At 62.5% G+C, this 25,001-nt stretch carries 26 protein-coding genes; 18 read left to right on the top strand and 8 right to left on the bottom strand.

Annotated features, from left to right (window positions below; all coding sequences use genetic code 11):
- Both pdxA and rsmA read left to right on the top strand, forming a co-directional pair.
- Complete coding sequence (gene pdxA / locus B7Y43_RS03070; protein ID WP_374130132.1) at positions 1-993, top strand: 4-hydroxythreonine-4-phosphate dehydrogenase PdxA; 993 nt, start codon at positions 1-3, stop codon at positions 991-993.
- Positions 990-1,817 (top strand): rRNA adenine dimethyltransferase family protein, encoded by an 828-nt coding sequence (gene rsmA / locus B7Y43_RS03075; RefSeq protein WP_374130133.1) that lies wholly within the window; start codon positions 990-992, stop codon positions 1,815-1,817. Before pdxA ends, rsmA begins: the two co-directional genes overlap by 4 nt.
- A 20-nt stretch (positions 1,818-1,837) precedes the next feature.
- Here rsmA and B7Y43_RS03080 read toward each other — a convergent pair whose 3' ends face one another.
- The 3 genes from B7Y43_RS03080 to guaB are packed head-to-tail and all read right to left on the bottom strand — an operon-like array spanning position 1,838 to position 5,019.
- A complete protein-coding gene (locus B7Y43_RS03080) occupies positions 1,838-2,338 on the bottom strand; it encodes a lipopolysaccharide assembly protein LapB (RefSeq protein WP_374130134.1) in 501 nt (166 codons plus the stop codon).
- A 32-nt stretch (positions 2,339-2,370) separates the two neighbouring features.
- A complete protein-coding gene (locus tag B7Y43_RS03085) occupies positions 2,371-3,558 on the bottom strand; it encodes an RsmB/NOP family class I SAM-dependent RNA methyltransferase (RefSeq protein WP_374130135.1) in 1,188 nt (395 codons plus the stop codon).
- 3 nt (positions 3,559-3,561) lie between these two features.
- Entirely contained in the window at positions 3,562-5,019 is a 1,458-nt protein-coding gene (gene guaB / locus B7Y43_RS03090; RefSeq protein ID WP_374130136.1) for an IMP dehydrogenase, read from the bottom strand.
- A gap of 222 nt (positions 5,020-5,241) precedes the next feature.
- On the opposite strand from guaB, the gene B7Y43_RS03095 reads away from it, so the two are divergent.
- From B7Y43_RS03095 to B7Y43_RS03105, 3 genes are all read left to right on the top strand, one after another.
- The gene (locus B7Y43_RS03095) at positions 5,242-6,228 is read left to right on the top strand and encodes an SPFH domain-containing protein (RefSeq protein WP_374130198.1); all 987 of its coding nucleotides are present in this window, start codon (positions 5,242-5,244) and stop codon (positions 6,226-6,228) included.
- The gene (locus B7Y43_RS03100; protein ID WP_374130137.1) at positions 6,225-6,686 is read left to right on the top strand and encodes an NfeD family protein; all 462 of its coding nucleotides are present in this window, start codon (positions 6,225-6,227) and stop codon (positions 6,684-6,686) included. Before B7Y43_RS03095 ends, B7Y43_RS03100 begins: the two co-directional genes overlap by 4 nt.
- An 81-nt stretch (positions 6,687-6,767) precedes the next feature.
- Positions 6,768-7,172, top strand: a complete 405-nt coding sequence (locus tag B7Y43_RS03105; RefSeq protein WP_374130138.1) for a DUF3597 domain-containing protein — start codon at positions 6,768-6,770, stop codon at positions 7,170-7,172.
- A 40-nt stretch (positions 7,173-7,212) separates the two neighbouring features.
- Here the strand turns inward: B7Y43_RS03105 and B7Y43_RS03110 are convergent, their stop codons facing one another.
- Positions 7,213-7,584 carry a hypothetical protein gene (locus B7Y43_RS03110; protein ID WP_374130139.1) on the bottom strand — a complete coding sequence of 124 codons (372 nt, stop codon included), beginning with the start codon at positions 7,582-7,584 and terminating at the stop codon, positions 7,213-7,215.
- A gap of 138 nt (positions 7,585-7,722) precedes the next feature.
- Between B7Y43_RS03110 and B7Y43_RS03115 the strand changes: the two genes are divergently transcribed.
- Entirely contained in the window at positions 7,723-9,546 is a 1,824-nt protein-coding gene (locus tag B7Y43_RS03115; RefSeq protein ID WP_374130140.1) for a DUF885 family protein, read from the top strand.
- An 87-nt stretch (positions 9,547-9,633) separates the two neighbouring features.
- The gene (locus B7Y43_RS03120; RefSeq protein WP_374130141.1) at positions 9,634-11,160 is read left to right on the top strand and encodes a M20/M25/M40 family metallo-hydrolase; all 1,527 of its coding nucleotides are present in this window, start codon (positions 9,634-9,636) and stop codon (positions 11,158-11,160) included.
- 3 nt (positions 11,161-11,163) lie between these two features.
- Here the strand turns inward: B7Y43_RS03120 and B7Y43_RS03125 are convergent, their stop codons facing one another.
- Positions 11,164-11,643 carry a hypothetical protein gene (locus B7Y43_RS03125; RefSeq protein ID WP_374130142.1) on the bottom strand — a complete coding sequence of 160 codons (480 nt, stop codon included), beginning with the start codon at positions 11,641-11,643 and terminating at the stop codon, positions 11,164-11,166.
- A 42-nt stretch (positions 11,644-11,685) separates the two neighbouring features.
- Positions 11,686-13,299, bottom strand: coding sequence for a phosphoenolpyruvate carboxykinase (ATP) (locus B7Y43_RS03130; RefSeq protein ID WP_374130143.1), 1,614 nt, complete (start codon positions 13,297-13,299; stop codon positions 11,686-11,688).
- A 167-nt stretch (positions 13,300-13,466) separates the two neighbouring features.
- On the opposite strand from B7Y43_RS03130, the gene B7Y43_RS03135 reads away from it, so the two are divergent.
- The 11 genes from B7Y43_RS03135 to B7Y43_RS03185 all read left to right on the top strand — a co-directional run bounded on the left by B7Y43_RS03135 (position 13,467) and on the right by B7Y43_RS03185 (position 21,986).
- Positions 13,467-14,174: a response regulator transcription factor gene (locus B7Y43_RS03135; protein WP_374130144.1), complete on the top strand. Its 708-nt coding sequence runs from the start codon at positions 13,467-13,469 to the stop codon at positions 14,172-14,174.
- The gene (locus B7Y43_RS03140) at positions 14,143-15,744 is read left to right on the top strand and encodes an ATP-binding protein (protein WP_374130145.1); all 1,602 of its coding nucleotides are present in this window, start codon (positions 14,143-14,145) and stop codon (positions 15,742-15,744) included. The genes B7Y43_RS03135 and B7Y43_RS03140 overlap by 32 nt, the downstream gene beginning before the upstream one ends.
- Before the next feature lie 13 nt (positions 15,745-15,757).
- Entirely contained in the window at positions 15,758-16,192 is a 435-nt protein-coding gene (locus tag B7Y43_RS03145; RefSeq protein WP_374130146.1) for an HPr kinase/phosphorylase, read from the top strand.
- Complete coding sequence (rapZ, locus tag B7Y43_RS03150) at positions 16,189-17,118, top strand: RNase adapter RapZ (protein WP_374130147.1); 930 nt, start codon at positions 16,189-16,191, stop codon at positions 17,116-17,118. The genes B7Y43_RS03145 and rapZ overlap by 4 nt, the downstream gene beginning before the upstream one ends.
- 61 nt (positions 17,119-17,179) lie before the next feature.
- A complete protein-coding gene (locus B7Y43_RS03155; RefSeq protein WP_374130148.1) occupies positions 17,180-17,587 on the top strand; it encodes a PTS sugar transporter subunit IIA in 408 nt (135 codons plus the stop codon).
- Positions 17,584-17,856 carry an HPr family phosphocarrier protein gene (locus B7Y43_RS03160; protein ID WP_374130149.1) on the top strand — a complete coding sequence of 91 codons (273 nt, stop codon included), beginning with the start codon at positions 17,584-17,586 and terminating at the stop codon, positions 17,854-17,856. The genes B7Y43_RS03155 and B7Y43_RS03160 overlap by 4 nt, the downstream gene beginning before the upstream one ends.
- Positions 17,857-17,864: 8 nt before the next feature.
- Positions 17,865-18,665: an RNA methyltransferase gene (locus B7Y43_RS03165; protein ID WP_374130150.1), complete on the top strand. Its 801-nt coding sequence runs from the start codon at positions 17,865-17,867 to the stop codon at positions 18,663-18,665.
- Between the two features lie 275 nt (positions 18,666-18,940).
- On the top strand, positions 18,941-19,510 hold the full coding sequence (gene folE / locus B7Y43_RS03170; RefSeq protein ID WP_374130151.1) for a GTP cyclohydrolase I: 570 nt from the start codon (positions 18,941-18,943) through the stop codon (positions 19,508-19,510).
- Positions 19,510-20,223, top strand: a complete 714-nt coding sequence (locus tag B7Y43_RS03175; protein WP_374130152.1) for an RNA polymerase sigma factor — start codon at positions 19,510-19,512, stop codon at positions 20,221-20,223. Before folE ends, B7Y43_RS03175 begins: the two co-directional genes overlap by 1 nt.
- Positions 20,224-20,242: 19 nt before the next feature.
- A complete protein-coding gene (locus B7Y43_RS03180) occupies positions 20,243-21,349 on the top strand; it encodes a 2Fe-2S iron-sulfur cluster-binding protein (protein ID WP_374130153.1) in 1,107 nt (368 codons plus the stop codon).
- Between the two features lie 79 nt (positions 21,350-21,428).
- The gene (locus tag B7Y43_RS03185; RefSeq protein WP_374130154.1) at positions 21,429-21,986 is read left to right on the top strand and encodes a chlorite dismutase family protein; all 558 of its coding nucleotides are present in this window, start codon (positions 21,429-21,431) and stop codon (positions 21,984-21,986) included.
- Between the two features lie 119 nt (positions 21,987-22,105).
- On the opposite strand, the gene rmuC is transcribed toward B7Y43_RS03185, so the two are convergent.
- Both rmuC and B7Y43_RS03195 read right to left on the bottom strand, forming a co-directional pair.
- The gene (gene rmuC / locus B7Y43_RS03190; RefSeq protein ID WP_374130199.1) at positions 22,106-23,440 is read right to left on the bottom strand and encodes a DNA recombination protein RmuC; all 1,335 of its coding nucleotides are present in this window, start codon (positions 23,438-23,440) and stop codon (positions 22,106-22,108) included.
- Between the two features lie 186 nt (positions 23,441-23,626).
- Positions 23,627-24,910 (bottom strand): sugar MFS transporter, encoded by a 1,284-nt coding sequence (locus B7Y43_RS03195; protein ID WP_374130155.1) that lies wholly within the window; start codon positions 24,908-24,910, stop codon positions 23,627-23,629.
- Positions 24,911-25,001: the final 91 nt, after the last annotated feature.

Consider the following 25,001-nt stretch of genomic DNA (forward strand, 5'->3'; position numbering starts at 1 on the left):
ATGCTGGCGCCAATCGCCGTTTCGATGGGCGATCCCGCCGGGATCGGTCCGGAGGTGGCCGCAAAGGCCTGGGCTGGGCGTCGTGAACATGGATTGGCGCCGTTTTTTGCGGTTGGCGATGTCCGCGCGATCGAAAAAATATGGGATGGACCAGTCGAGCGCGTCAGCGATCCCGCCGATGCGGCGGCCTTGTTTGAAACGGCATTGCCGGTGCTGTCCATCCAGGACGCCGGGGACATCACGCCGGGAGAACCCGATGTCGACGGTGCGCGCTGTGCGCTCCATGCGCTTGAACTCGCCGTTGGTCTGACCCGATCAGGGGCTGCAGGTGCCCTTGTAACTGGTCCGGTTTCCAAGGCGCAGCTATATCAGATCGGCTTTACCGATCCTGGCCAAACCGAATTTGTCGCGGAGCGATGCGGCATTTCCCGCGACAACACCGTGATGATGCTGGCCGGTCCGACCTTGCGGGTCGTGCCCATTACCACCCATGTCGCGCTCGCCAGCGTTAGTGAATTACTGAGCGTGGAACTGATCATCGCCAAAGCGCGCGTAACGGCGCGCGGCCTGACGCGAAATTTCGGGATTGAGCACCCGCGGCTGGCGCTGGCCGGGTTCAATCCGCATGCCGGCGAACAGGGCGCGATGGGGCGGGAAGAAATCGACATCCTGCGCCCGGCGATCGAAGCACTGCGCGCAGAGGGGATCGACATTATCGGCCCATTGCCCGCCGATACGATGTTTCACCCGCGCGGGCGGGCGCGCTTTGATACGGCGTTATGCTGCTACCATGATCAAGCGCTGATTCCGTTGAAAACGCTGCATTTCGACGATGGCGTCAATATTACCCTGGGCCTTCCCATCGTCCGTACATCGCCCGATCACGGCACGGCCTTTGATATTGCCGGCAAGAATTTGGCGGAACCCGGGGCGATGATTGCCGCAATCCAGCTTGCCACTAGCGCTGCCATCCGCCGCGCTGCGCAGGGGTGACGACGCTCCCGCCGCTGCGCGACGTCATTGCCCGGCATGGGCTGCAAGCGAGCAAGGCGCTTGGCCAGAATTTCCTGCTCGATAGCCAATTGCTGGCCCGGATCGCCCGAATCCCCGGCGACCTGGATGGAGCGGAGATATTCGAAATCGGTCCCGGCCCCGGCGGATTGACGCGCGCATTGCTGGCGGGCGGTGCATCGGTAATCGCCGTTGAGCGTGATCGTCGTTGCATGCCCGCTTTGGCCGAATTGGGCGAGGCCTATCCCGGCAAGCTGCGCGTAATCGAAGAGGATGCGCTGGCGGTGGATGCACCAGCGCTATTCGGCAGCCGGCCGCATATCGTTTCGAACCTGCCCTATAATATCGGCACGGCCCTGCTGGTCGGCTGGCTTTCCGCGCCTTGGGCACCATGGTGGCAAAGCCTGACATTGATGTTCCAAAAGGAAGTCGCTGACCGGATTGTCGCCACCGTCGATAGCGAACATTATGGTCGCCTCTCCGTGTTGGCACAGTGGCGGACCAGCGCACGGATCGCGATGGGGGTGCACCGTTCCGCCTTCACCCCCCCGCCCAAGATAATGTCAGCGGTCGTCCATCTGACGCCGCTCGACAGCCCGGCAGGCGTGCCGTTGGGGATGCTCGAACAGATCACCGCCGCTGCCTTTGGCCAGCGTCGCAAGATGCTGCGCCAAAGCCTGAAGGGCGTGCCCGGCGCGGTCGATGCGCTTGAAGCGATGGGGATTGCACCCACCCGCCGCGCCGAAACCGTTAGCGTCGCGGAATTTGTGGCGCTGGCACGAACGCTGGCAGCGCAACTGGGCTAGATCACCCCGTCAATCGGAAGTTATTGAGCGGTCGCCTTTGCCGCCGGTTGCGATGCCAAAACAGTTGCCGGCACACCCTGGGCAATCACTGTCGCAAGCGTGGTGGCCTCGCTGCAGCCTTTCACGCAAATCTTGCGGATTTTGGTGAGATTCTGGCGCGCGCGATCGATCGCGCCCTTGCTGACATAAGACTTGCCCTGGCCCTTCAGCGCGCCAAGATCATTGGGTTCGAGCAATAGCGCTTCGCGGTAGAAACGGATCGCCTTGCCCGAAAGCCCGCGCGCTTCAGCGACATCCCCCAGCGCCACAAAGGCGGCGCGATTGCGCGGATCGACCGCAAGCGCGGTTTCAAGCGTATCGGCAGCGGCATCGAGATTGCCGGCGGCCTGGGCCGATTTACCGGCTTCAAGAAGCGAAAGCGACCGGGGGTCAATCTGGCTGTCGGGACGCTGGCCATGCAGCGATGTCGACACCGTGACCAGGGTCAGCGCGACAGCAGCAGCAACAGACGAGATACGCATGGACGTCTCCAACAAGGAAGATTTCGCTTTGGCTAGCATGGCGATTGCAGTCTTGCGACAAAAAAGCCGTCCGTCGAGTCATGATATGGCGTCAACCGCACGCCGGGACCGTGGCGGCGGCCGGCCGGGAGATCGATTGGCAGCGCTCGCCAACCGGCATGTGCTGCAATAAAGCGCGTCACCTGATCAGCCCCCTCATCATCCAGCAACGAGCACACGATGTAGACCAGCACGCCACCGGGCTTGACCAGCGTTGCCCCTAAAGTGATCAGACCCGCCTGGGTGGCCATCAGCCGATCGATCCGCGTCGGGGTCAGCCGCCAGCGCGCTTCGGGGTTGCGGCGCCAGGTGCCGGTGCCCGAACACGGGGCGTCGATCAGGACAATATCAGCCGCCCCGCCCAGATCCGCCAGCTTCTCTGCTTCATGGCCGGGATTGAGCAGCCGGGTATCGATCGTCGTCGCGCCAGCGCGCGCGGCGCGTGGGGCAAGACGTGACAGGCGGGCGCGATCGATATCGGCAGCAATTAGCCGCCCCTCCCCCTGCATCGCCGCTGCCAGCGCGAGTGTCTTGCCGCCAGCGCCAGCACAAAGATCAATGGCGGTCATCCCCGGCCCAGCACCGGCGGCGAGCGTGACGATCTGGCTGCCCTCGTCCTGCACCTCGATCGCGCCGTCACGCCACAGATCGAGTTGCTCGATCTGGGTGCCGGATGGCAAGCGAACGCCATCGGGCGCATGCGGCGACGCTGTTGCACCCGGAATCGCTGCGATCACCGCTGCCATTTCGGCGCGCGCGCAGTTGACGCGAATGTCGAGCGGTGCCCGGTCAATCAGCGCCGGATATTCCTCCGGGCCAAGCCCAGAAACGCGGAGCTTGTCGAGCAGCCAGCCAGGCGCAACACCGGGCGTTGCCGCAACCTCCTTGTCGCCAATCGGCGCAGGGCCGTGAGCCGAGCCATCGAACAAGGCCGCCAGCGCAGGATCAGCCTTTGCGACCGCCAGCATCGCCGCCCGCCCGTTCGCCGGGCGCTCGCCCGCCAGCCGGATGGCGGCATAGACATGCTCCCGAACCGCACGACGATCACCGCTGCCAGCATAGCGGCGTTCCGCGAAATAGCGCGCGATCAATGTGTCGGCAGCAGCCCCGCTTTCACGCGCAGCGAGGATGATAGCATCGAGCAACTCGATCGCCGCCTGCAGGCGGGCCGAGGGCGTCATGGCTTAGCGCGTTGGGTAATTGGGGGCTTCCCGGGTGATCGCAACATCATGAACATGGCTTTCCATCAGGCCAGCGCCTGTAATCTGGACGAAGCGCGCCCGCGCCTGCAATTCCTCGATCGTGCGCGCGCCGGTATAGCCCATCGCTGCCCGCACGCCGCCGACCAACTGGTGGATCACGTCCTTGGCTGGGCCCTTGAACGGCACCTGGCCCTCAATCCCTTCGGGCACCAGTTTCAGCTGATCCTTGATATCCTGCTGGAAATAGCGATCCGCCGAACCGCGCGCCATCGCGCCGACCGATCCCATGCCGCGATAAGATTTATAGGCGCGGCCCTGGTACAGGAAGGTCTCGCCTGGCGCTTCTTCAGTCCCGGCGAGCAGCGATCCGATCATCACGCTCGACGCCCCTGCGGCCAAAGCCTTGGCGACATCGCCTGAGGTGCGGATGCCGCCATCAGCGATGACGGGCACGCCCGATTTCCGCGCTTCCGCCGCACAGTCCATGATTGCGGTCAGCTGGGGCACGCCGACGCCCGCCACCACACGCGTCGTGCAGATGGAGCCGGGCCCGATGCCGACCTTAATCGCATCGGCGCCAGCGTCGATCAACGCCCGCGTCGCTTCGGCCGTGGCGACATTGCCGGCCACGACCTGCACCGAATTGCTGAGCGCCTTCACGCGTTCAACCGCGCGCGCGACATCGCGGTTATGGCCGTGCGCTGTATCGATCACGACCAGGTCGAGCTCAGCCTCAACCAGCGCGCGGGTCCGTTCGAACCCGGAATCGCCAACGGTCGTCGCCGCCGCCACCCGCAACCGGCCAGTCGCGTCCTTGGTGGCATTGGGATAGGTGACCGCCTTTTCGATATCCTTGACAGTGATCAGGCCGATGCAGTGATAGTCATTGTCCACCACCAGCAACTTCTCGATCCGGCGCTGATGCAGCAGCCGCCGCGCCTCCTCCTGGCTGACGCCGGGATCGACGGTGGCGAGATTTTCATGCGTCATCAGCTCGGCGACCGGCTGGTTCGGATTGCCAGCGAAGCGGACGTCACGATTGGTGACGATGCCGACCAGCTTGCCGCTTTGCTCCACCACCGGAATGCCGCTGATCCGGTGCCGCGCCATCAGCGCCTGCGCCTCCGCCAGCGTTGCATCGGGTGCGATTGTGATCGGGTTGACGACCATGCCGGATTCGAACCGCTTGACCTGACGGACAGCAGCCACTTGCTCTTCGATCGAAAGGTTGCGGTGGAGCACGCCGATGCCGCCCATCTGTGCCATGACGATCGCCATATCGGCCTCGGTCACGGTATCCATCGCCGAGGAAAGCACGGGAATGTTGAGCGCAATGCTCTTGGTCAGCCGTGTGCGTGGATCGGCCATGCTGGGCACGATGTCCGATTCTGCTGGATATAGCAGCACATCGTCAAAGGTGAGGCCGAGGCGAATTTCCATGGGATGCCCGTTCCTGAAGGCTTGGGGTCGATAAGGGATACGTGGCGGCCCATGTAACCAAAGCCGCAGCATGGCGCTAGGGCAGGATTGCGCTGGCGATCAATTCCTCTCCACACCGTCTGATTTGGCGTGTTGCTGTCGTATTACGCTGTGCAGACCCCAGGATAGTGCTAGAATTGGCTCCTGTGCCGGGCATGACGGCGCCACGTGGGAGTGATGATGATGGACGTGGTTTTTGGGCTTATCCTGGCGTTGGTGATCCTGGTGATCAGCTATCTGCTCGCCAGCGTGAAAATGGTCCGCCAGGGCTATCAATATACGATCGAGCATTTCGGTCGCTTTACCACCGTGGCGCGTCCCGGACTCAATTTCTATCCCGCCTTTTTCTACGGCGTCGGCCAGCGCATCAACATGATGGAGCAGGTGCTCGACGTCCCGCAGCAGGAGATCATCACCAAGGATAACGCGATGGTCGCGGTTGACGGGGTGGTGTTCTTCCAGGTGCTCGATGCCGCCAAGGCGGCCTATGAGGTGAGCGACCTGTTCGTCGCGATCATGCAGCTCGCCACCACCAATTTGCGCACCGTGATGGGATCAATGGACCTGGACGAGCTGCTTTCCAAGCGCGACGAGATCAATGCGCGGCTGCTGAGCGTGGTTGATCACGCGACCAACCCCTGGGGCGTCAAGATCACGCGCGTTGAGATCAAGGATATTCGCCCGCCGGTCGATATCGTCAACGCCATGGCGAAGCAGATGAAAGCCGAGCGTGAAAAGCGGGCGAACATCCTTGATGCGGAAGGTCAAAGCGCATCCGAAATCCTGCGCGCCGAAGGCCAGAAGCGAGCGCGCATTCTGGAGGCCGAGGGCCGCAAGGAATCGGCTTTCCGCGACTCCGAAGCACGCGAACGTGCCGCCGAGGCCGAAGCCAAGGCAACGCAGCTTGTGTCGGTCGCGATCGAACAGGGCAGCGCACAGGCGATCAATTACTTCATCGCGCAAAAATATGTCGAGGCGGTCGGCAAGTTCGCGACGTCGCCCAACGCCAAGACGATCCTGTTCCCGGTCGAAGCGACGCAATTAATCGGCACGCTGGGCGGCATCGGCGCGCTGACGCGAGAGGCGCTGGGGGATCATGCAACAATGCCCCCTGCCCCGCTAACGCCCCCAGCACCGCGCCGTGAGCCATTTGAGCCGCGGGACCAGTGACGCTGGACGGCTTGATCGCCAACGCGGCGCTACTGTGGCTGGGTGCGGCGATCCTGCTCGGCGCAGCCGAATTGATGGTGCCTGGGGTTTTCCTGGTGTTCCTGGCGATTGCGGCCGCGATTACGGGGCTGGCGGTGTTCGCCCTGCCGGTGTTGCCGCTGTCGGCCCAATTGGTGGCGTTTGCGCTATGGAGCGTCGTCTCGATCCTGATCGGCAAGCGCTGGTATCATGATTATCCGGTCGCCACCGCCGACCCATTGCTCAATGATCGCGGCGCGCGGCTGATCGGTGAACTGGTGACGGTGGTGACCCCGATCATCCAGGGTGAGGGTCGTGTGAAGGTCGGCGATGGTGAATGGATCGCGATTGGTGCCGATGCTGCGGCGGGTGAACGTCTGCGGGTGACGGCGATCCGCGATGGCAAGCTGGTCGTCACGTCGCAAATCATGCTCGATTGATTTGCCCGCAAGTGCAACCTTCGCTGGGGTGTGACGTTCTCCCTTCATGCTGTGAATTTGCAGCGAAAGGGGGCCCGGTACATGAGTATTTTCAGCATGATCAAAGATGCGATCTGGGGAAAGGCCGCCGCCCAAGCCGCTCCGGCGACCGCTTCGGCAGCTTCGGCCCCAGCTTCGGCCCCCGCTTCAGCGGCACCATCCGCTGCCCCGGTCCCCACCGGGCTGTTGAAGGTCGATGTGACCGCACTGCTCGATGAGATCCAGTCCAACCATGATCAACAGCTCAACTGGCGCACCTCGATTGTCGATCTGATGAAGCTGATCGGGCTCGATTCCAGCCTGACCAACCGCAAGGAGCTTGCCGAGGAACTGGGCTTTTCTGGTGAACGGGACGGCAGCGCAGAGATGAACATGTGGCTGCACAAGCAGGTGATGAGAAAGCTCGCCGAAAATGGCGGTACGATCCCCGAAGAATTGACACACTAAACGGTTGCGGGGCCGGACACGGGCCCGCCCCGATCCCGGCTTATTTCTTGCCGCCGAACAAACCGCCGGCCAGTCCGGCCAAATCATTGAGCGGGTTACCGTCCCCATCCTGGTCGAGCATCCCGCTAATCTGTCCCATCATCCCCGATGCACCCGCGCCGCCCAGCAACGTGGCGAATTGCGACAGCGCGCCTTCGCCGCCGATATGGCCGACAATCTGCGACATAACATCACTCGACAGCCCCGTTGCCGATGCCGCCGTCTGGACCGTATCGCCGGGCGCGGGATGCGCCTTGCCCAGCGCAGCGACCGCTGATTCAACCTGTTCTGGGGTCAATCCCACCTTGGCCGCGAGATTCTTGATATCGACATTCTGGGTCACCTGACCCAACAAACCGTCCAGCATCGACATGCGCCATTCCTTCCCATCTGACCCTGAGCTGAGCCCGAATCGCGCTTAGCCGATTGGCGGTCATTCAGCCATGCGGATTGGTTGCGCTGCTCCCCGTCGCCGCCCATAAGTTGGCGTGAAATTACGGGAGCTTTGCCGGTGTCGTTCAATCGTCGTGATCTTTTACAGGGCGCTAGCCTGGCCGCCATCGCCCCCCTGGTGCCGATCCGCGCATTGGCTGCATCCGGCCCAGATTCAGCGGCGACGACAATGCTTGCAGAGACAGCAGAGACAATCCTGCGCGATTATCCAGAAGCCGCCGCTGGGCTCGGGCTCGACACCGATAAGCGCGCCGGGCTAAAGGCAAAGCTGAGCGATCGCAGTGGGACCGGCAAGCAAGCGATGGCCAGCCATGCGCGCACCATCCTGGGCAAGCTAAAGGCGATTGATCCCAGTGCATTAAGCCCCGCAGTGCGCACCAATGTCGAAGTCGTTCGCGCCGCCTATCGCGACGCAGTCGATGGCTATGGCTTCGCATATGGCGATGTTGCCACGTTGACATCGGGCTGGCGCAATTCGCCCTATGCGGTGGCGCAGAATGTCGGCGCCTATCTCGATATTCCGCAAATGCTGGAAGTTGATCACAAGGTTGAGACCAAAGCCGATGCCGAAGCCTATCTGGCACGGATGGCCGCCTATGCCGGGCAGCTGGATGGCGAGACCGAGCGCGTGCGTGCGGCGGGGGCGCTGGGCGTGGCGCTGCCCGATTTTGCGCTGAACCAATGCCTGAAGCAGCTCGACATCGCGCGCAGCGGGCCGATTGAGCAATGGAGCATTGTCGCGGCACTGGCCAAGAAGAGCGCGAAGATGCCTGGCGATTTCGGTGCCAAGGCCGCAAAACTCGCCGCCGACAAAATCGCCCCTGCGCTTGCCCGTCAGATTGCAGCGTTTGAGGCGCAGCGATCCACCGCCACCAGTGACGCCGGTGCATGGAAATTGCCTGATGGTGAGGCCTATTATGCCTGGGCGTTGCGCGCGGCGACCACCACGACGATGACCCCGGATGAGGTGCATCAGGCTGGCCGCGACGAACTGGCCAAGCTCCATGCCCGGATGGACGTGATCCTGAAGGCAGAGGGCTATTCAGAAGGATCGGTTGGCGCGCGGATGACGGCGCTGAGCAAGGACCCGCGCTATCTATTCCCCGAAGGCGATCCCGGCCGCGCTGAGATCATGGCCTATCTGCGCGATAAGCTGCGCGACATTAAAGGCCGGATGCCGCAGGCATTTGAAACATTAGTGCCCGGCTTTATCGAAGTGACGCGCATGTCCCCCGCTGCCGAACCGGGCGCGCCCGGTGCCTATGGCGGGGCGGGATCGATCGATGGCAAGGAGCCCGGCCGTTTCTGGATCAACCTGGGCAACACCTCACGCTGGACGCGCTACAGCCTGCCCGATCTGGCCTATCATGAAGCGATTCCAGGGCATGGCTGGCAGGGCGAATATACCTTCAAACAGCCGCTAATCCGCACCCTGATGACCTTCAGCGCCTATAGCGAAGGCTGGGGGCTCTATGCTGAACAGCTCGCCGATGAACTGGGGGTCTATGATGATTTCCCCGCCGGGCGGCTCGGCTATCTGCAATCGCTCGCGTTCCGCGCATGCCGGATGGTGGTCGACACCGGCATCCACGCCAAACGCTGGACCCGCGATGAGGGGATCGCCTTTTTCGTCACCGAAAATGGCTCGAACCCGATCGAAGTCCGCAGCGAAGTCGAGCGTTATTGCACCTGGCCGGGCCAGGCCTGCGGCTACAAGATCGGCCACACCCGCATCAACCAGCTCCGCGATAAGGCCAAGGCGGCGCTCGGCGAACGCTATGATTTCCGCAAGTTCAACGATGCCGTGGTGCTCGGCGGCAATGTGCCGATGACGGTGCTGGAAGGCGTGATCGACCGGCATGTGGCGGCGCGGAAGGGCTGACATCGCGTGCCGCCATTGGATGGTCGGGATGGACATTGGTGGCGGCGGAAAAATAGTATCGACAGGTAATGGCAGGAGGAATTTTGAATGGCCGATAATGATATTGATCGCCGGACGCTGCTGGCATCCGTGGCGGCAACCAGTGCCGGGCTGATGCTTCCCGCCAGCGCCCAAGCGGCAGCGCGAAAGGCCGATCTAGCCGCCATTCGTAAAGCGGCAGAAGCGGCCAAAGACGCCAGCGTTGCGCGCTTGCAAGACTGGATTCGCCACCCCGGGATTGCCGCAGAAAAGTGGCGGATCGATGAAAGCTGCGACTTCACCATGGGGCTGTTGAAAGACGCAGGCTTTCAAATGGTCAAGAAAATGCCGACCGATGGCTCACCCGGCATCTTCGCCACCCTCGACGCGGGGGCAAAGCGCAGCGTCGGCGTTTACTTCATGTACGACGTCAAGCAAGTGAACCCGGCCGAATGGGCCCACCCCCCGTTCGAAGCGCACATCATCGACAAGCCTGGTTTCGGCAAATGCGTTACGGGCCGCGGGGCGGTAAACCAGAAGGGGCCTGAAGCAACCTTCCTGGCGGCGCTTCATGCCTTCCACGCGGCAGGCCGAAAGTTGCCGGTCAATCTCGTGCTGGTGGCCGAAGGCGAGGAGGAAATCGCATCGCCGCATTTCCACCAGATCGTCCAAAACCCCGAAGTGACCGCTGCGCTCAAAAAATGCGATGGGATATTCATTCCCAGCGCCAGCCAAAGCCTGAACGGTGCCGTCGAGATCGAACTCGGCGCCAAGGGACCGCTCGAATTCCAGCTGATCTCGAGCGGCGAGCATTGGGGGCGCGGGCCCAAGGGCGATGTCCATTCCTCGCTCCACGCGATGGTTGACAGCCCGGTCTGGCGGCTCGTTCAGGCACTCAACACGCTTGTCGGCCCTGATGGACACACGCCGGCTATTGACGGCTGGTTCGACAATGTCCGCCCGCTAACCGCCCGTGAAAAGGCGCTGATCATTGAGGCGAGCACCAAGCACAGCGAAAAGGAATTGAAGGAGGCGGTTGGCATCAAGACCTGGATCAATGACGAACCCTGGCCGGTGGCATTGCAGCGTTTGGCCGGGCAACCAACGGTCAACATCCAGGGTCTGGTCGCGGGGTATATGGGCCCCGGTGGCAAAACCGTGCTGCCCGGTCGCGCCGAGGCAAAGCTGGAATGCCGACTGGTGCCGAACCAGACCTTCAAGGAGGCCGAGGCCAAGCTGCGCGCGCATTTGATCAAGCGTGGCTTTGGCGACATCGAGGTCAATGTCAGCGGTGGGTATGATCCCACCGAAACAGCCGAAGACAGTCGCCTGATCCGTGCGGAAAAGGCGGTCTATGCGCGGATGGGTGCGGATGTGGCGATCTCGCCGCGCAGCCCCGGTTCCTGGCCGGGCTCGGTCTTCACCCAGCCCCCCGTCGCCATCCCCGCCGGCCAGTTCGGCCCCGGCTATGGCAGCGGCGCGCATGCCCCGAACGAATTCTTCGTGATTGAATCGACCAATGCAAAGGTGCTCGGCATGGTCGACAGCATGGTGGCCTATGCTGACATGCTATATGAAATGGCGGTAATCAGCTAGTCGCTAGGGGTGGTGCGCGCGACCATCGGCACTGTCCGGGAGCGCGTCCAATGGAAGGTCCGGCGTCACCGACGTAAGCCGAGCCTCGACCGAAAACAGCCGCTCCCGCGCGTAAAAGCGCAGCGGCCAATCGCGTCGCCCGCGCGGCGACAGCAGCAGCGCGTTCACCCGCTCCGCCAGCCCCTGCCCTTCCGTCTCCCGCACATGATCGCGCACCGCCGCCAGGAAGCAGCAAGTGATCGTGTGGTGATAGCCCTGCGTCGCGTCATTCACCCCGCCGACGCTCTCGTTATAGCGTGAGATGATCCCGCGCAGATCAGCGTCGAGGTCGATATCGCGGCGCTCGACGACCAGCCAGGTCGTCGCGGCGAGATGGGCCTCATGCGTCCATTCGGGGCGCGGCAGGGTGCGTTCCAGCAAACCGAGCCCGACGTGCCGCACGGCAGCGTCGGCCTCAAACAAACGGGGCGAGTGGTCAGTCATTGGTCGGGCTTTCGGTTAGGAAGGCCCGGAGGAGCGGGCCGGTCAGGCGGTCTGGTGTACCTTGGGGGCCGATTGTCGGACGCCCTCATCGACATGGTCCGCAAATTGCGCGAAATTCTCGACGAACTGGTCGACCAGCTTGGCTGCAGTCGCGTCATAAGCCGCCTTGTCGACCCAAGTGTTGCGCGGATCGAGGATCGCCGAATCGACGCCAGCCACCGCCACCGGCACCTTGAAGCCGAAATTGGGATCGGTGCGGAACTCGGCATCGTTGAGGCTGCCGTCGAGCGCAGCATTGAGCAGCGCGCGCGTCGCCTTGATCGGCATGCGCTTGATGCCCGGCATCGTCGCCTTGCCGCCCGACCAGCCGGTGTTGACCAGCCAGCAATCGACCCCGCCCTTGGCGATCCGCTCCTTGAGAAGATTGCCATAGACACTCGGGTGGCGCGGCATGAAGGGCGCGCCGAAACAGGTCGAGAAGGTCGCATCTGGTTCGGTCACGCCAATCTCGGTGCCGGCGACACGCGCGGTATAGCCCGACAGGAAATGGTACATCGCCTGATCGGGGGTGAGCTTCGCGATCGGCGGGAGGACGCCATATGCGTCAGCCGTCAGCATCACGATATTCTTCGGCACCGGCCCCATATTATGTTCGGACGCATTGGGGATGAAGTCGATCGGGTAGGAACCACGGCTATTCTCGGCGAGCGTCGCGTCGTCAAAGTCGAGCTGGCGCGTGTCGGGGTCCATCACGACATTTTCGAGCACCGTGCCGAAGCGCTTGGTGGTCGCGAAAATTTCAGGCTCGGCTTCGGCCGACAGGCGGATCATCTTGGCGTAGCAGCCGCCTTCAAAATTGAAGACCGCCGTATCCGACCAGCCATGCTCGTCATCGCCGATCAGCGTGCGGCTGGCATCGGCCGAAAGCGTCGTCTTGCCCGTGCCCGACAGGCCGAAAAAAACCGCCGTATCGCCGTTCGGACCAATATTGGCAGAACAATGCATCGGCATAATGCCATCGATGGGCAGCAGATAGTTGAGCAGGCCGAACACCGATTTCTTCATCTCACCCGCATAAGCGGTGCCACCGATCAGGATCAGCTTTTCGGTGAAATTGACCGCGATGACCGTCTCGCTGCGGCAGCCATGACGCGCGGGATCGGCGCGGAAGCTGGGCAGATCGATAATCGTATATTCGGGATCGAAGCCGGGCAGCTCCTCAGCCGCCGGGCGCACCAACATCGTGCGGATGAACAGATTGTGCCAGGCGAGTTCGTTGATCACGCGAACGCGGACGCGGTGCTCAGGCTGCGATCCGCCGAACAGGTCCTGGACGAACAAGGTGTCTTTTTCGCCGAGCGCGGCGATGAAATCGGCCTTCAGCGCGGCGAAATGTTCAGGCGTCATGCCTTTGTTGGTCTTGCCCCACCACACCGTGTTTTCGGTTTCGGCATCACGGACGATGAACTTATCCTGCGCGCTGCGCCCAGTGTGCTGGCCGGTTGCGACCACCAACGGACCGTCCGCAGCCAAATGCCCCTCGCCCCGCGCAAGCGCCGCTTCGACGAGCGGGGCCGTGATCAGATTCCAATGGAGCTTTGCCTTCGTGGCGAATCCCTGAGCGCTTAGGCCCTTATTGGGGGTGCGTTCGGTCACGATGATCTCTCCCAGAAATGTCCCTAGCGATGCTTGCGCATACGTATACTGATTCGGCGCATATCGCCCATCGCCCAAACGGTCAAACCAGCGAATGCGACAAGGAGTTGAGCCGCGCGGCGCTTTGTCCTAGGCCAAGCGCCGGTAATAAAAGGCTTGCACCGCCGATGACGGCTACGATCGCGCTTGTCGATGATGATCGCAACATTCTCACCTCGGTCTCCATCGCGCTCCAGGCCGAAGGATTTTTGACCCGCGTCTATTCAGATGGCGAGACCGCGTTGAAGGCACTGATCGACAACCCACCTGATCTCGCCATTTTCGATATCAAGATGCCACGGATGGATGGCCTGGAATTGCTCCGTCGGCTGCGCGAAAAAAGCGTGATGCCGGTGATTTTTCTCACCTCGAAAGATGATGAGCTCGACGAAGCCCTTGGCCTCGCCATGGGTGCCGACGACTATATCGCCAAACCATTTTCACAACGGCTTCTGATCGCCCGCATCAAAGCGATCCTGCGCCGGACCGAACTATCGCAACCGACAGCACCCGGTGAAGAGCAAGTGCCGTCTGAAATATTGGAACGCGGCAAATTGGCCATGGACCCGGCCCGGCACCGCGTGACCTGGGAAGGCAACCCCGTTACGCTCACCGTGACAGAATTCCTCATCCTCGAAACGCTGGCGCAACGCCCCGGCATCGTGAAGACCCGCAATCAATTAATGGATGCGGCTTATCAGGACGACATCTATGTCGACGACCGGACCATCGACAGCCACATCAAGCGCGTCCGTCGCAAATTCCGCCAAGTGGCCCCGGAATTTGACGCGATTGAAACGCTTTATGGCGCTGGCTATCGATTCTCAGAGGAGTAGCCCGCGCCACGGCGACGATCGTGATAGCGATCTTTCTCTGCGCTGGTCGGGGCGCGTCTCCCTCACCCGCCGTATTTTGGCGGTCAACATCTTCGCGCTCGCCATGCTGGCTGGCGGTTTTTTCTATCTCGACAGTTTCCGCAGCCGCATCGTCGATAGCCGGGTCGCGCAGGCCAAGCGGGAGGCGCGGCTGATCGCAGAGGCTCTTGCCGCGGCCCAGCCAAAGGCGCGCGAGGCGTTGGCGATTGATCTTGCCCGTAGCACCGGCACAAGGCTGCGCCTGTTCGATGCAACCGGCGCCCAGACCGCCGATAGCCGCGCGATGGGATTGCGTAATTTCACCCTGGTCGATCCCGACACTGAAGGCAGCGGTGCGCGCGCGGGTCGGTTCCTGGATGCGCTGATCGACACGGTGGTCGGGGCAGAGCGCGCACCGCTGTATCGCGAACGCCGCGCGGGCCAAACCTGGCCAGACGTGCCCATCGCCCAACAGACGCAGCAAGCCGTCGCGACGGTTTGGCGCGCGCCTGATCGCACGCCCGTCATCACAGCAGCTGCGCCACTGCCCGGCCAAAGTCGCGGTAGCACAGTGGTAATGACCGCGATCAACGCACGGGACATCACCCAAACGGTGCGACTCGAGCGGTTTCGGCTAAGCCTGGTGCTGCTGGTCGTGTCGATTGCGTCGATTTTGCTCTCGCTGTTTTTGGCGCGCACGATCGTCCGCCCGCTACGTCGGCTGGCGCTGGCCGCCGTGCGAGTCAGGCTGGGCCGCGCCCGTGAAGTCGTGGTCCCCCGGCTCCCCTCGCGCGGTGACGAGATCGGCATGCTGGCGCGCGCCCTGTCGGACATGAGCCAGGCGCTTCGCGCCCGGATTGATGCGACCGAAGCATTTGCCGCCGATGTGACGCACGAAATGAAAAACCCGCTCGCCTCGCTTCGCTCTGCGGTTGAGGGGCTGGGCATGGTGCGTGAACCGGTGCTCCAGGAAAAACTGCTGTCGATCGTCCGCGACGATGTCCATCGGCTCGATCGGCTGATCAGCGACATTTCCGAAGCATCACGGCTCGACGCCCAGCTTAGCCGGGCCAAATTTGAACCCGTCGATATCGGCGCGATGATCGACGCATTGCTCAATGCGCGCACGCAGCGCGGCATCGAACGCGGGGTTAGAATGCTGGCCGACCATCGCCACGACAAACCATTGCTGGTGCTTGGGGAAGATACCCGGCTGGAACGCGTATTCGAAAACCTGATCGACAATGCGATTTCGTTTTCGCCCAATGACGGCCTGATTGCGATATCGCTGGTGGTGGACGCGCGCGAGGTTGAAATTGCGGTCGAGGATGAGGGGCCCGGCGTCCCCGAAGAGTCCAGAGAGCAGGTTTTCCGCCGCTTTCAGTCAATAAGGCCGACGGAAGAAGCATTTGGCAAACATTCCGGGCTTGGCCTTGCCATTGCGCGGACCATCATCGAGGGCCATCAAGGGAAAATTGCCGTCGAATCGCGCAGCGACCAGCACAATGGCGCGCGATTCGTCGTCAGGCTGCCCTTGGCGGAGATGTCATGAACGAGGCGCGTCGATGACCATCGTTTCTTCCGAGACGCTGCACGCATCCTGCGTTGCGATTGGTGACCTTGCCGTCCTGATCGAGGGGCCTTCGGGCGCGGGGAAATCCGATCTGGCGCTCCGCTTGATCGATCGCGGCGCGCAGCTTGTCAGCGACGATTACACAATGCTGATTCGATCCGGGAAGCAATTGCTGGCGGCAGCACCCGCAACGATTGCCGGGAAGATCGAGGTACGCGGGCTTGGCATCATGTCGATGCCCAATCGCGATCGGGTTCCCGTCGCCTTGTTGATCGCATTGGCCGAGAATGTTGAGCGTATGCCCCCTGAACAGCAAAGCAGGCGCATTGCCGGGATCGATATTGCCGTGGTTGCCCTGGAAGGGGGACATGCATCGGCCCCGATCAAGGTTGAACTTGCCCTTCAGCGACTTGGCGCAGCGGCGTGACGCGGCCAGGATCAAAGGATATCCTGCTTGTCACTGGCATGTCGGGTGCGGGCAAATCGACCACGCTGAAAACGCTGGAGGATCTTGGCTGGGAGGTGGTCGACAATCTGCCGCTGCTGCTGCTGGATCGGTTGCTGGCGACGGCCCAGCCCCCCAGCGGCGGTGATAATGCCCGGCCGCTCGCGCTGGGAATCGGCGCGCAAACCCGCGATTTCGACCCCGATACCATCGTCAAACGAATCAAGACGCTGCGGGCCGATCACGGCCATGAAATTGGCACGCTTTTCCTCGATTGCAGCGGCGCCGAGCTTGAACGACGCTATTCGGAAACCCGCCGACGCCACCCGCTTGCGCTTGATCGGCCAGCGTCCGACGGCATCGCCCGCGAGCGCGAATTGCTCGCGCCGCTGCGCCGATGGGCGAATCGGCTGATCGACACCACCAGTTTGTCGAGCAACGAACTCGCGCAGAAAATTCGATCGACCTTTGCCCGTGAAGGGTTGAGTGGGCCGACTCTATCGGTGATGTCATTCGGCTTTGCGCGCGGGTTGCCGCGGGATGCCGATCTGGTGCTGGACGTGCGTTTCCTGCGCAATCCGCATTGGGACGATGCCCTGCGCCCGGGGACCGGGCTCGATGCCGATGTCAGCGCCTATATCATCGCCGATCCGGCTTATGCAGAGGCGATGGCGGCAATCGACGCGATGATCCTGCTGCTGCTGCCGCGCTACCGGGCCGAGGGAAAATCCTATGTCACGATCGCTTTCGGGTGTACCGGCGGAAGACATCGTTCGGTGCATGTCGCTGACCGGATGGCGAAGCGGTTGCGCGACGCGGGTTTTTCGCCCACGGTTACGCACCGCGATCTGGGGGCCGCGTCGCAGGACTCGCTCGAGGCTATTCCAGTGACGCCGATTATTGTGTGACGATGGACGGGCATATTTCTGGGCATGATTGTGGGGATTTTTCTAAAGTGATCGGGCGGCAATGATCGGGCTGGTACTCGTTACCCATGGCCGCCTGGCCGAAGAATTTGTGACGGCGATGGAGCATGTCGTCGGCAAGCAAGACCATATTGCCACCATTTCGATTGGCCCGGATGACGATATGGAGGGCCGCCGCGCCGATATCGCCAGCGCCATCAAGGCAGTGGAAACCGGCCAGGGCGTGATCGTGCTGACCGATTTGTTCGGCGGTACACCGTCTAACCTCGCCATTTCGTTGATGGAAACCGGCCGGGTTGAGGTGATCGCCGGGATTAATTTGCCGATGCTGATTCGCCTGGAAGGCGCGCGCAAATCGATGAAAGTGACCGACGCCGTGGCCGCTGCACGCGAAGCGGGGCGCAAATATATCTCAGTCGCGTCCGAAGTGCTGGGCGAAGCCGCCGCGTGAGCAAGGTTTTTCGCACGGTCACCATCACCAATCGTCGCGGCCTGCATGCACGGGCCAGCGCGAAATTCGTGACGCTCGCCTCCACCCTGCCAGTCGATGTCGCGGTGGTGAAGGATGGCTCGCCGGTCACCGGCACATCCATCATGGGGCTGATGATGCTGGGCGCCGCGATGGGCGATCACATCACGATCAGCGCCGAGGGCGACGGCGCCCAGGCCGCCGTGGACGCGCTAGCCGAGCTGGTCGAGGCGAAGTTCGGCGAGGATTGATCCCGCCAATGCCGCGCGAAATCACCGCTTACTCCAACCCCCTGATCAAGCGCGTGCGCCAGCTGCGCGAAAAGCGCCACCGCCGCGAAGCAGGGCTGTTCCTGGCCGAGGGCTTGCGTATCCTGACGGAGGCGCGCGAGAGCGGGCGGCTGCCGCAATTCCTGTTTTTTGCCCGCGACAGCGCCACTCACCCGCTGGTCACCGCGCTGATCGCCGATGTCGAGGCGGCGGGTGGCGAGGCGATCGAGACCTCGCCCGACATCCTGTCAAAATTATCGGGCAAGGATAACCCGCAAGCGGTGGTCGGCGTGTTCGCCGAATTTGCCCGGTCGCTCGCGTCGCTTGACCGGACGCGTGCTGACATTTGGCTGGTCGCCGAGCGGCTGCGCGATCCCGGTAATCTTGGCACGATCCTGCGCACCGGCGATGCGGTCGGCGCGGGCGGGCTGATCCTGATCGGCGAGTGCGTCGATCCTTTCTCGGTAGAGGCGGTGCGCGCGAGCATGGGCGCGCTGTTCACCGTGCCGATCGTGCAGTGCGGCTGGGCCGATTTCATCACCTGGCTCCGCGCCGGCCCGGGCCAGCTGGTCGGGCTGAGCCTGGATACCGACACAGATTACCGCGCGGCGGATTATGCCGCGCCGACCTTTTTGCTGACCGGCAATGAAGCGCAGGGCATGCCCGATGACTATGCCGTCGCATGCGATTTGCTGGTGAAGATCCCCATGTTGGGCAAGGCCGACAGCCTGAATGCCGCGGTGGCGACGGCGGTGATGGCCTATGAAGTGCTGGGGCAGCGGCGCGGCTAAGGGCCCCGATTTCGCCGTAAGCATTTTTTCGCAGAAATATGGAAACCCAGGCAGCGCTCCGGCATCTAATAGCCGTATGGGTCTGCGAGATCGCCCGGAGATGGCCCCCATGTCCGGATTAGCGCGGTCCTCCGAACTAGTGTCGACTGACGAAGGAATGATTTTTGAAGCTTTCATCATGCCAGGGGGGATTGGACCAGACGGAATTGGGCCAAACGGCATCAGTCGAACAAGTATCGCCAGACCTGCCCGCAAGGCCCGGAAAGCCGAGCCAAATGGAAATAGAAGCGGCGGTGCGCACCCTGATCAAGGCAGCGGGGGACAACCCGGCGCGCGAAGGATTGGTCGACACGCCAGCGCGCGTCGCCCGCGCCTATGATGAATGGTTTTCGGGCTATGCAATTGATCCCACTGCGTTGCTCAGCCGGACATTCGCCGAGGCGGAATCGTATCGGGAAACCGTCCTGCTTTGCGATATCCCGCTGGTATCCACCTGCGAACACCACATGGCCCCCATCATTGGCGTGGCGCATGTCGGCTATCGGCCGCGCGACCGCGTCGTGGGCATTTCAAAACTGTCACGGCTGGTGGACGCGTACTCCCGGCGGCTGCAATTGCAGGAACGCTTGACCCAGCAAATCGGGATGACGCTGTGGGAGGTTCTCGCCCCGCGCGGTGTTGCGGTGGTGATTGACGCTACGCATGGGTGTATGGCGACTCGCGGGGTTAATCAGCGCGGGGTCACGATGCGAACAGAATGCTGGCTAGGGGATTTCCGAGAGGATCGGGATCTGCGTCGAGACTTTTTGACATCGGTCCGTGACGCGCGCGCGGGCGAGCGTTGATGCGATCCGACGCGCTTGATTACGCCGAGATGGACGATGCCGTCTTGGCCGACCTGTTTCGGGCGCGCGATTCCGGCGCAGTTCGGTTCATTGCGACCCAGAACAACCAACGCCTGTTTCGGGCGGCCTGGGCGGTCCTGAAGGACGGCGGAGAGGCGGAAGATGCCGTGCAAAGCGGGTATCTGAAGGCATTTGCGGCGATCGACAGCTTTGAGGGCAGATCAAAGCTGTCGACCTGGCTGACCCGCATCGTCATCAACGAAGCGTTGACCCGACGCCGCTCCGCGCGTCGCCGCGCCCCCCTTATCGGGGAAGCTGACGCGTTGGGAATTGAGTCTGGCCGGAGCGATGACAGGGGGCATCCGGCTGGCCAGCCGACCCCGGAACAGCATGTCGCCAACGTGCAATTACAACAAGCGCTTGAACAAGCGTTGAGCCGTTTGCCGGACATCTACCGGATCGTCTTCGTTCTGCGCGAGATCGAGGGGATGACAGTAGACGAGGCAGCCGTCGCGCTGGATATCCTACCCGCCACCGTCAAAACCAGGTTCTTCCGGGCTCGCCAGATGCTGCAGGCCCAGCTGGCCTCTGTCGATCGCACCGACCTTGAGGATTTCCTGACCTTTGCCGGTGCTGCCTGCAGCTCGCTGACGGATCGACTTTTGGATCTGATTGTGGCGCACGTGGCGCGTGCGAGACCATCATTTCACTGATTACTAACGGAGCACCCCAATGTCGTCGACGACCACGTCATCTTCCCGTTCCGACTGGCGTAAATTCAGGATCACGCAGATCGTGGCGGAAAGTGCGGTGATCAAATCCTTCTACCTCGAACCCGCCGATGGCGCGGCGATGGCCCCACACCGCGCCGGACAGCATCTGCCGATCCGGTTAGCACAGCCCGGCGGTGAACCACCCCTGCTGCGGACCTATACGGTCTCTGTTGCGCCGTCTGCGCAGCAATTGCGCATCAGCGTGCGGAAGCTTGGCACGGGTTCAAGCCATTTGCACGACGCGATCGCTGTCGGTGACACGATCGACTGCCGCGAGCCCGACGGCGATTTCATCATCGACACGTCCCCGACCCACCCTGTCGTCATGATTGCGGCGGGCGTTGGCATCACGCCTATCCTCGCGATGATCACGCACTTGGTCGATGACGGCGAACGCACCGGTGCGATGCGCCCGATCACCTTCTTTTACGCCGCCCGCACCAAGGCTGAGCGCGGCTTTGATGGCGAACTAGACCGCCTGGTTGAGCGAGCGAACGGCAAATTGACGATCATCCGCCTGCTGCAGGAAACCGATGATGCCGTGATCGGTAAGGATTATGAAGAACAGGGCATCCTGTCCGCGGGCATATTGGAGAAGTATCTGGGATTCCAACTCTATGATTTCTACATGTGCGGGCCGCCGGGCTTCATGCAAGCGATCTATGACGCCCTGACGAGCCACGGCGTCGCAGATCATCGCATTTTTGCCGAAGCGTTCGGCCCTGCGTCGCTGAAGCGTCAGACCGAAAACCGCAGTGTCGCCCCGAAAGCCGAACCATCCGCGATCCCCATTGACGTCGTCTTCAATGCAGCGGGCGACCATGGCGTCTGGGCACCCGGTGCAGGCAGCTTGCTCGAATTTGCCGAAGCATCGGGCCTGACACCCGAATTCGGCTGTCGCGAGGGTGCCTGTGGGGCGTGCAAAACGCCGTTAGTTGCCGGTGCGGTTGCCTATTTCAGAGAAACCTCGGCCGCGCATGGCGACAATGAAGTGCTGATCTGCAGCGCGGTACCCGCCGCGAGCGCTGACGGTACGATCAACAAGCTTGTCCTTGCCATCGGGTAAGCGCGATGTCCGCGCTTGCCCGCCCGTTGCAGATTTTCCAATCAGCGCTGAAAGTCAGCGCCAACCATCATGAGGTATTATGACTGAGCGCGCACCCATTACCCTCAGCCGATTTGTCGGTGCCGATGCGGGGCAGTGGCAGATCACGTCAATTCGCGAATTTCGCGGGGCAAGCCTGCCCTCGGCGCGCTTTCTGGCCATCGATGCCGAGGCCAGTGCAGGCACTCCAGCATGGACACTGCGCGGTGCCGGTAGCAATTTGCGCTACACCACAGCGCCTGAACGCACAGCACTGCAGGCAAAGCAGGAAGGATTGGGGCGCCCCGCCTCTACCCGCGCGGCACTGATCCCGATCCGCAAATCGGCCGAATGGTGGGCAATGGCGCAGGACGAGCGTCGCGCCGTCTATGAACAGGGATCGCATTTGCCGATCGGGCTCGATTATCTGCCGGGTGTCGCCCGCAAACTCTATCATTCGCGCGATCATGGCGAACCCTTCGACTTCCTGACCTGGTTCGAATTCGCGCCCGATCAAGAAGCCGAGTTCGACCACATGCTGGTGCGGCTGCGCGAATGCGCCGAATGGGATTATGTCGATCGTGAGGTCGATATCCGACTGACCCGCGTCACGCCCTGACAGCGATTCTGCTTGTGCAGTTAACGAGGCAAGAGATGCGGCTGTAGGGCTGCGGTAGCGCTGAGGCGTTCCCGTTCAATCACGTTGGGAGCCGCTTCGCTACCCCCTTTTCGCGCGCCCTACTCCACCGCCTCGCCCAAATCCTCGATCAGGGGCAGCGCGTCGCCATAGCGGGCGAGCGCTTCCACTGGCGGCACGTCCTCGATCTCGCGCGGACCAGTATCGATGCTGAGGTCGCGGAATTTGCGGGCGGTGACCAGCGCGCGGCTTTCGAAGCTGCTCACAAAGATATTGTAATTATTGACCGCACTGGTCAGCCCACCGCCGACCTTGCGCAAATCGCCCGCCGCCTTGGCGAGGCGTTCGTACAGCTCCTTGCCGAGCATACCGATTTCCTGCGCCTGCTTGGCCATTTTTTCCTGGCGCCAGACGGCGTCGACGGTGCGCGCAATCGCGATCAAATTGGTTGGCGTCGCCAGCAGCACGCGTTTTTCGAAGGCGAAATCCCACAGGGTTGGGTCATGCTCCAACGCCGCCGACAGGAAATGTTCGCCGGGCACGAACATGATGACATAATCGGGCGCATCGGCGAACTGGCTCCAATAGGCCTTGTTGCCGAGCCCGTTGACATGCGCGCGCATTGAGGCGGCATGCAGCGCCAACCCCTTTTGCCGTTCCTCCTCATCGACCGCGCCAAACGCATCCTGATAGGCGTTGAGCGACACCTTGGCATCGATCACCAGCGCCCGACCGCCAGGCACGCGGACGATCGCATCGGGGCGCAGCCGCCCGCCCTCATCATCGCCGCCAGCGACGCTGACCTCGGTCTGGAAATCGGTATGTTCAGAGAGGCCGCAGGTTTCGAGCACGTTTTTGAGCTGTTGCTCACCCCAGCGCCCGCGCGATTTGGGCGCGTTGCGGAGCGAATTGACGAGCTTGGCGGCCTCGCTTGAAACCTTTTCCTGGCCGATGCGCAGCCCCTCCAACTGGCCCTTGAGCTGATCGAACGCGCTGGTCCGATCGGTCTCGACCTTCTTGACCGTCTCCTCATAGCGGCTGAGCCGATCACTGACCGGCTGGAGCATCGAGCGGAGATTTTGCCCCGCCGTCTCCTCGGATTGCTTGAACCGCTCATCGGCGCGGCGCAGGAAATTCTCCTGTGCGTCGGTCAACAGCTTGGTCGAGACATCAGCGAATTGCGCGGCCATCACGTCCTTTGCCTCGCGCAGCTCCGCCAGCCGAGCCTCGAACGCGCCCGCTTGCGCCTTGAGCGTGGCGAGATCGGTGCGCGCCGTGTCGCGTTCATCGCGCACCTGCTCCAGCGTCGCGGCGATTGCGGCGACGCCCTTGGCGCGCTCTTCCGCGCCCGCCAGATCGACGATCGCCCGGCGGAAATCCTCCGCCCGCGCGTCACGCTCCGCGCGCGCCTGTGCGGCGCCGCGCCCGCCGAGCATCCAGCCAATACCCAGGCCAAGCACGAGTGACGCGAGGATGAAAATGATCACGAACGGGTCCAAATCTCTGGCCTTCCCATGGAACGAAGCGCGAACTTAACGCCTTGGCCGATCAGCGGCAAGCAGGCGATGGCGCAACGGTGCCTGGGGCCGTGATCAGGGCTTGGCCAACGGGTAGCGGCGGAATCAGCCGGCCATCGCGGGCCGCCGCGCATAAACCCCATAGGCCGCGATGATCGCATAACAGGCGGCGGGCAGGATCAGCGCGAACCGCAGGCTGCTCGCGTCAGCGATCAGGCCCGTCAGCGGCGGGATCACCGCGCCGCCAACGATCGCCATCGCGATGATGCCCGATCCTTCTGCCGCGCGCTTGCCCAGCCCTTCGCTGGCGAGCGAGAAAATCGTCGGGAACATGATCGAATTCATCAGCCCGATCAGCAGCAGCGACCAACCTGCCATTGGCCCCGTACTATTCGCCGAAAGCAGGATCAGCGTGATCGATCCAGCCGCCACCGCGGCCAGTACCATGCCCGGAGACACCAGCCGCAGCACGACCGCGCCAATGAACCGCCCCACCATCGCGCCGCCCCAGTAAAAGCCGACATAGGTGCCCGCGGTGGACGCCCCGATGCCGAAGACATCGGCCTGGATCAGATAATTGACGATCAGCGACCCGATGGCGACTTCCGCCCCGACATATAGAAAGATGCAGGCCGCACCGAACCCGAAACGCGGCCGCTCCAGCAGATTGAAGGCGCGCAGCACACTGCCGCTGTCCTCAACGACATTGGGCAAGCGATTGCGCCGCGTCCACACCACGCCCGCGACGATCACCAGCGCCAGCGCCAGCGCGAGATAGGTGTTCACCACGACCTGCGTTTCCGCCGTGCGATAGGCATCGAGCGCAGCGCCGCTGAGCGTCTTCGGATCGACCTTCGCGAGGCTGCCAAGGATCAGATAGCCGCCGACGATCGGGAAGATCGTCGTGCCAAGCGAGTTGAACGCTTGCGCAAAAGTCAGTCGGCTATGCGCCGTTGCCGGTTTGCCGAGCAGTGAGATCAGCGGATTGGCGACGACCTGAACCATTGTGATCCCCGCCGCCAGCACGAACAGGGCAAACAGGAACACACCGAATTGGCCCGATTGCGATGCCGGGATGAACAACAGGCACCCGGCCGTCATGATCACCAGCCCAATCGAGGCCGAGCGCATATAGCCCGCCTTGCGCACAATCGCGGCAGCGGGGATCGAGAAGATGAAATAGGCCGCGAAAAAGGCCGATTGCACCAGCAGCGCCTGAAAATAATTGAGCGTGAACAGGTCTTTCAGCTTTGGAATGATGACATCGTTCAAACTGGTGATGCCGCCAAAGATGAAGAACAGGGCGAAGACGAAAATCTGCAGATCGGGCGCGTTCACCCCCTGCCCGGTATCGGCGGTGGCGGTTGGTTGAGCGGGCGCGAGGGCCATGATCAGTCCTTTGTTCGGAGGGTCAGGCCAGCGCGGCCAGCATATCGCGATGCGAGGGGAAGTTCATCCCGCACCGGGCGATGAAATCATC

It is taken from the genome of Sphingomonas sp. 28-62-20 (assembly GCF_002281505.1).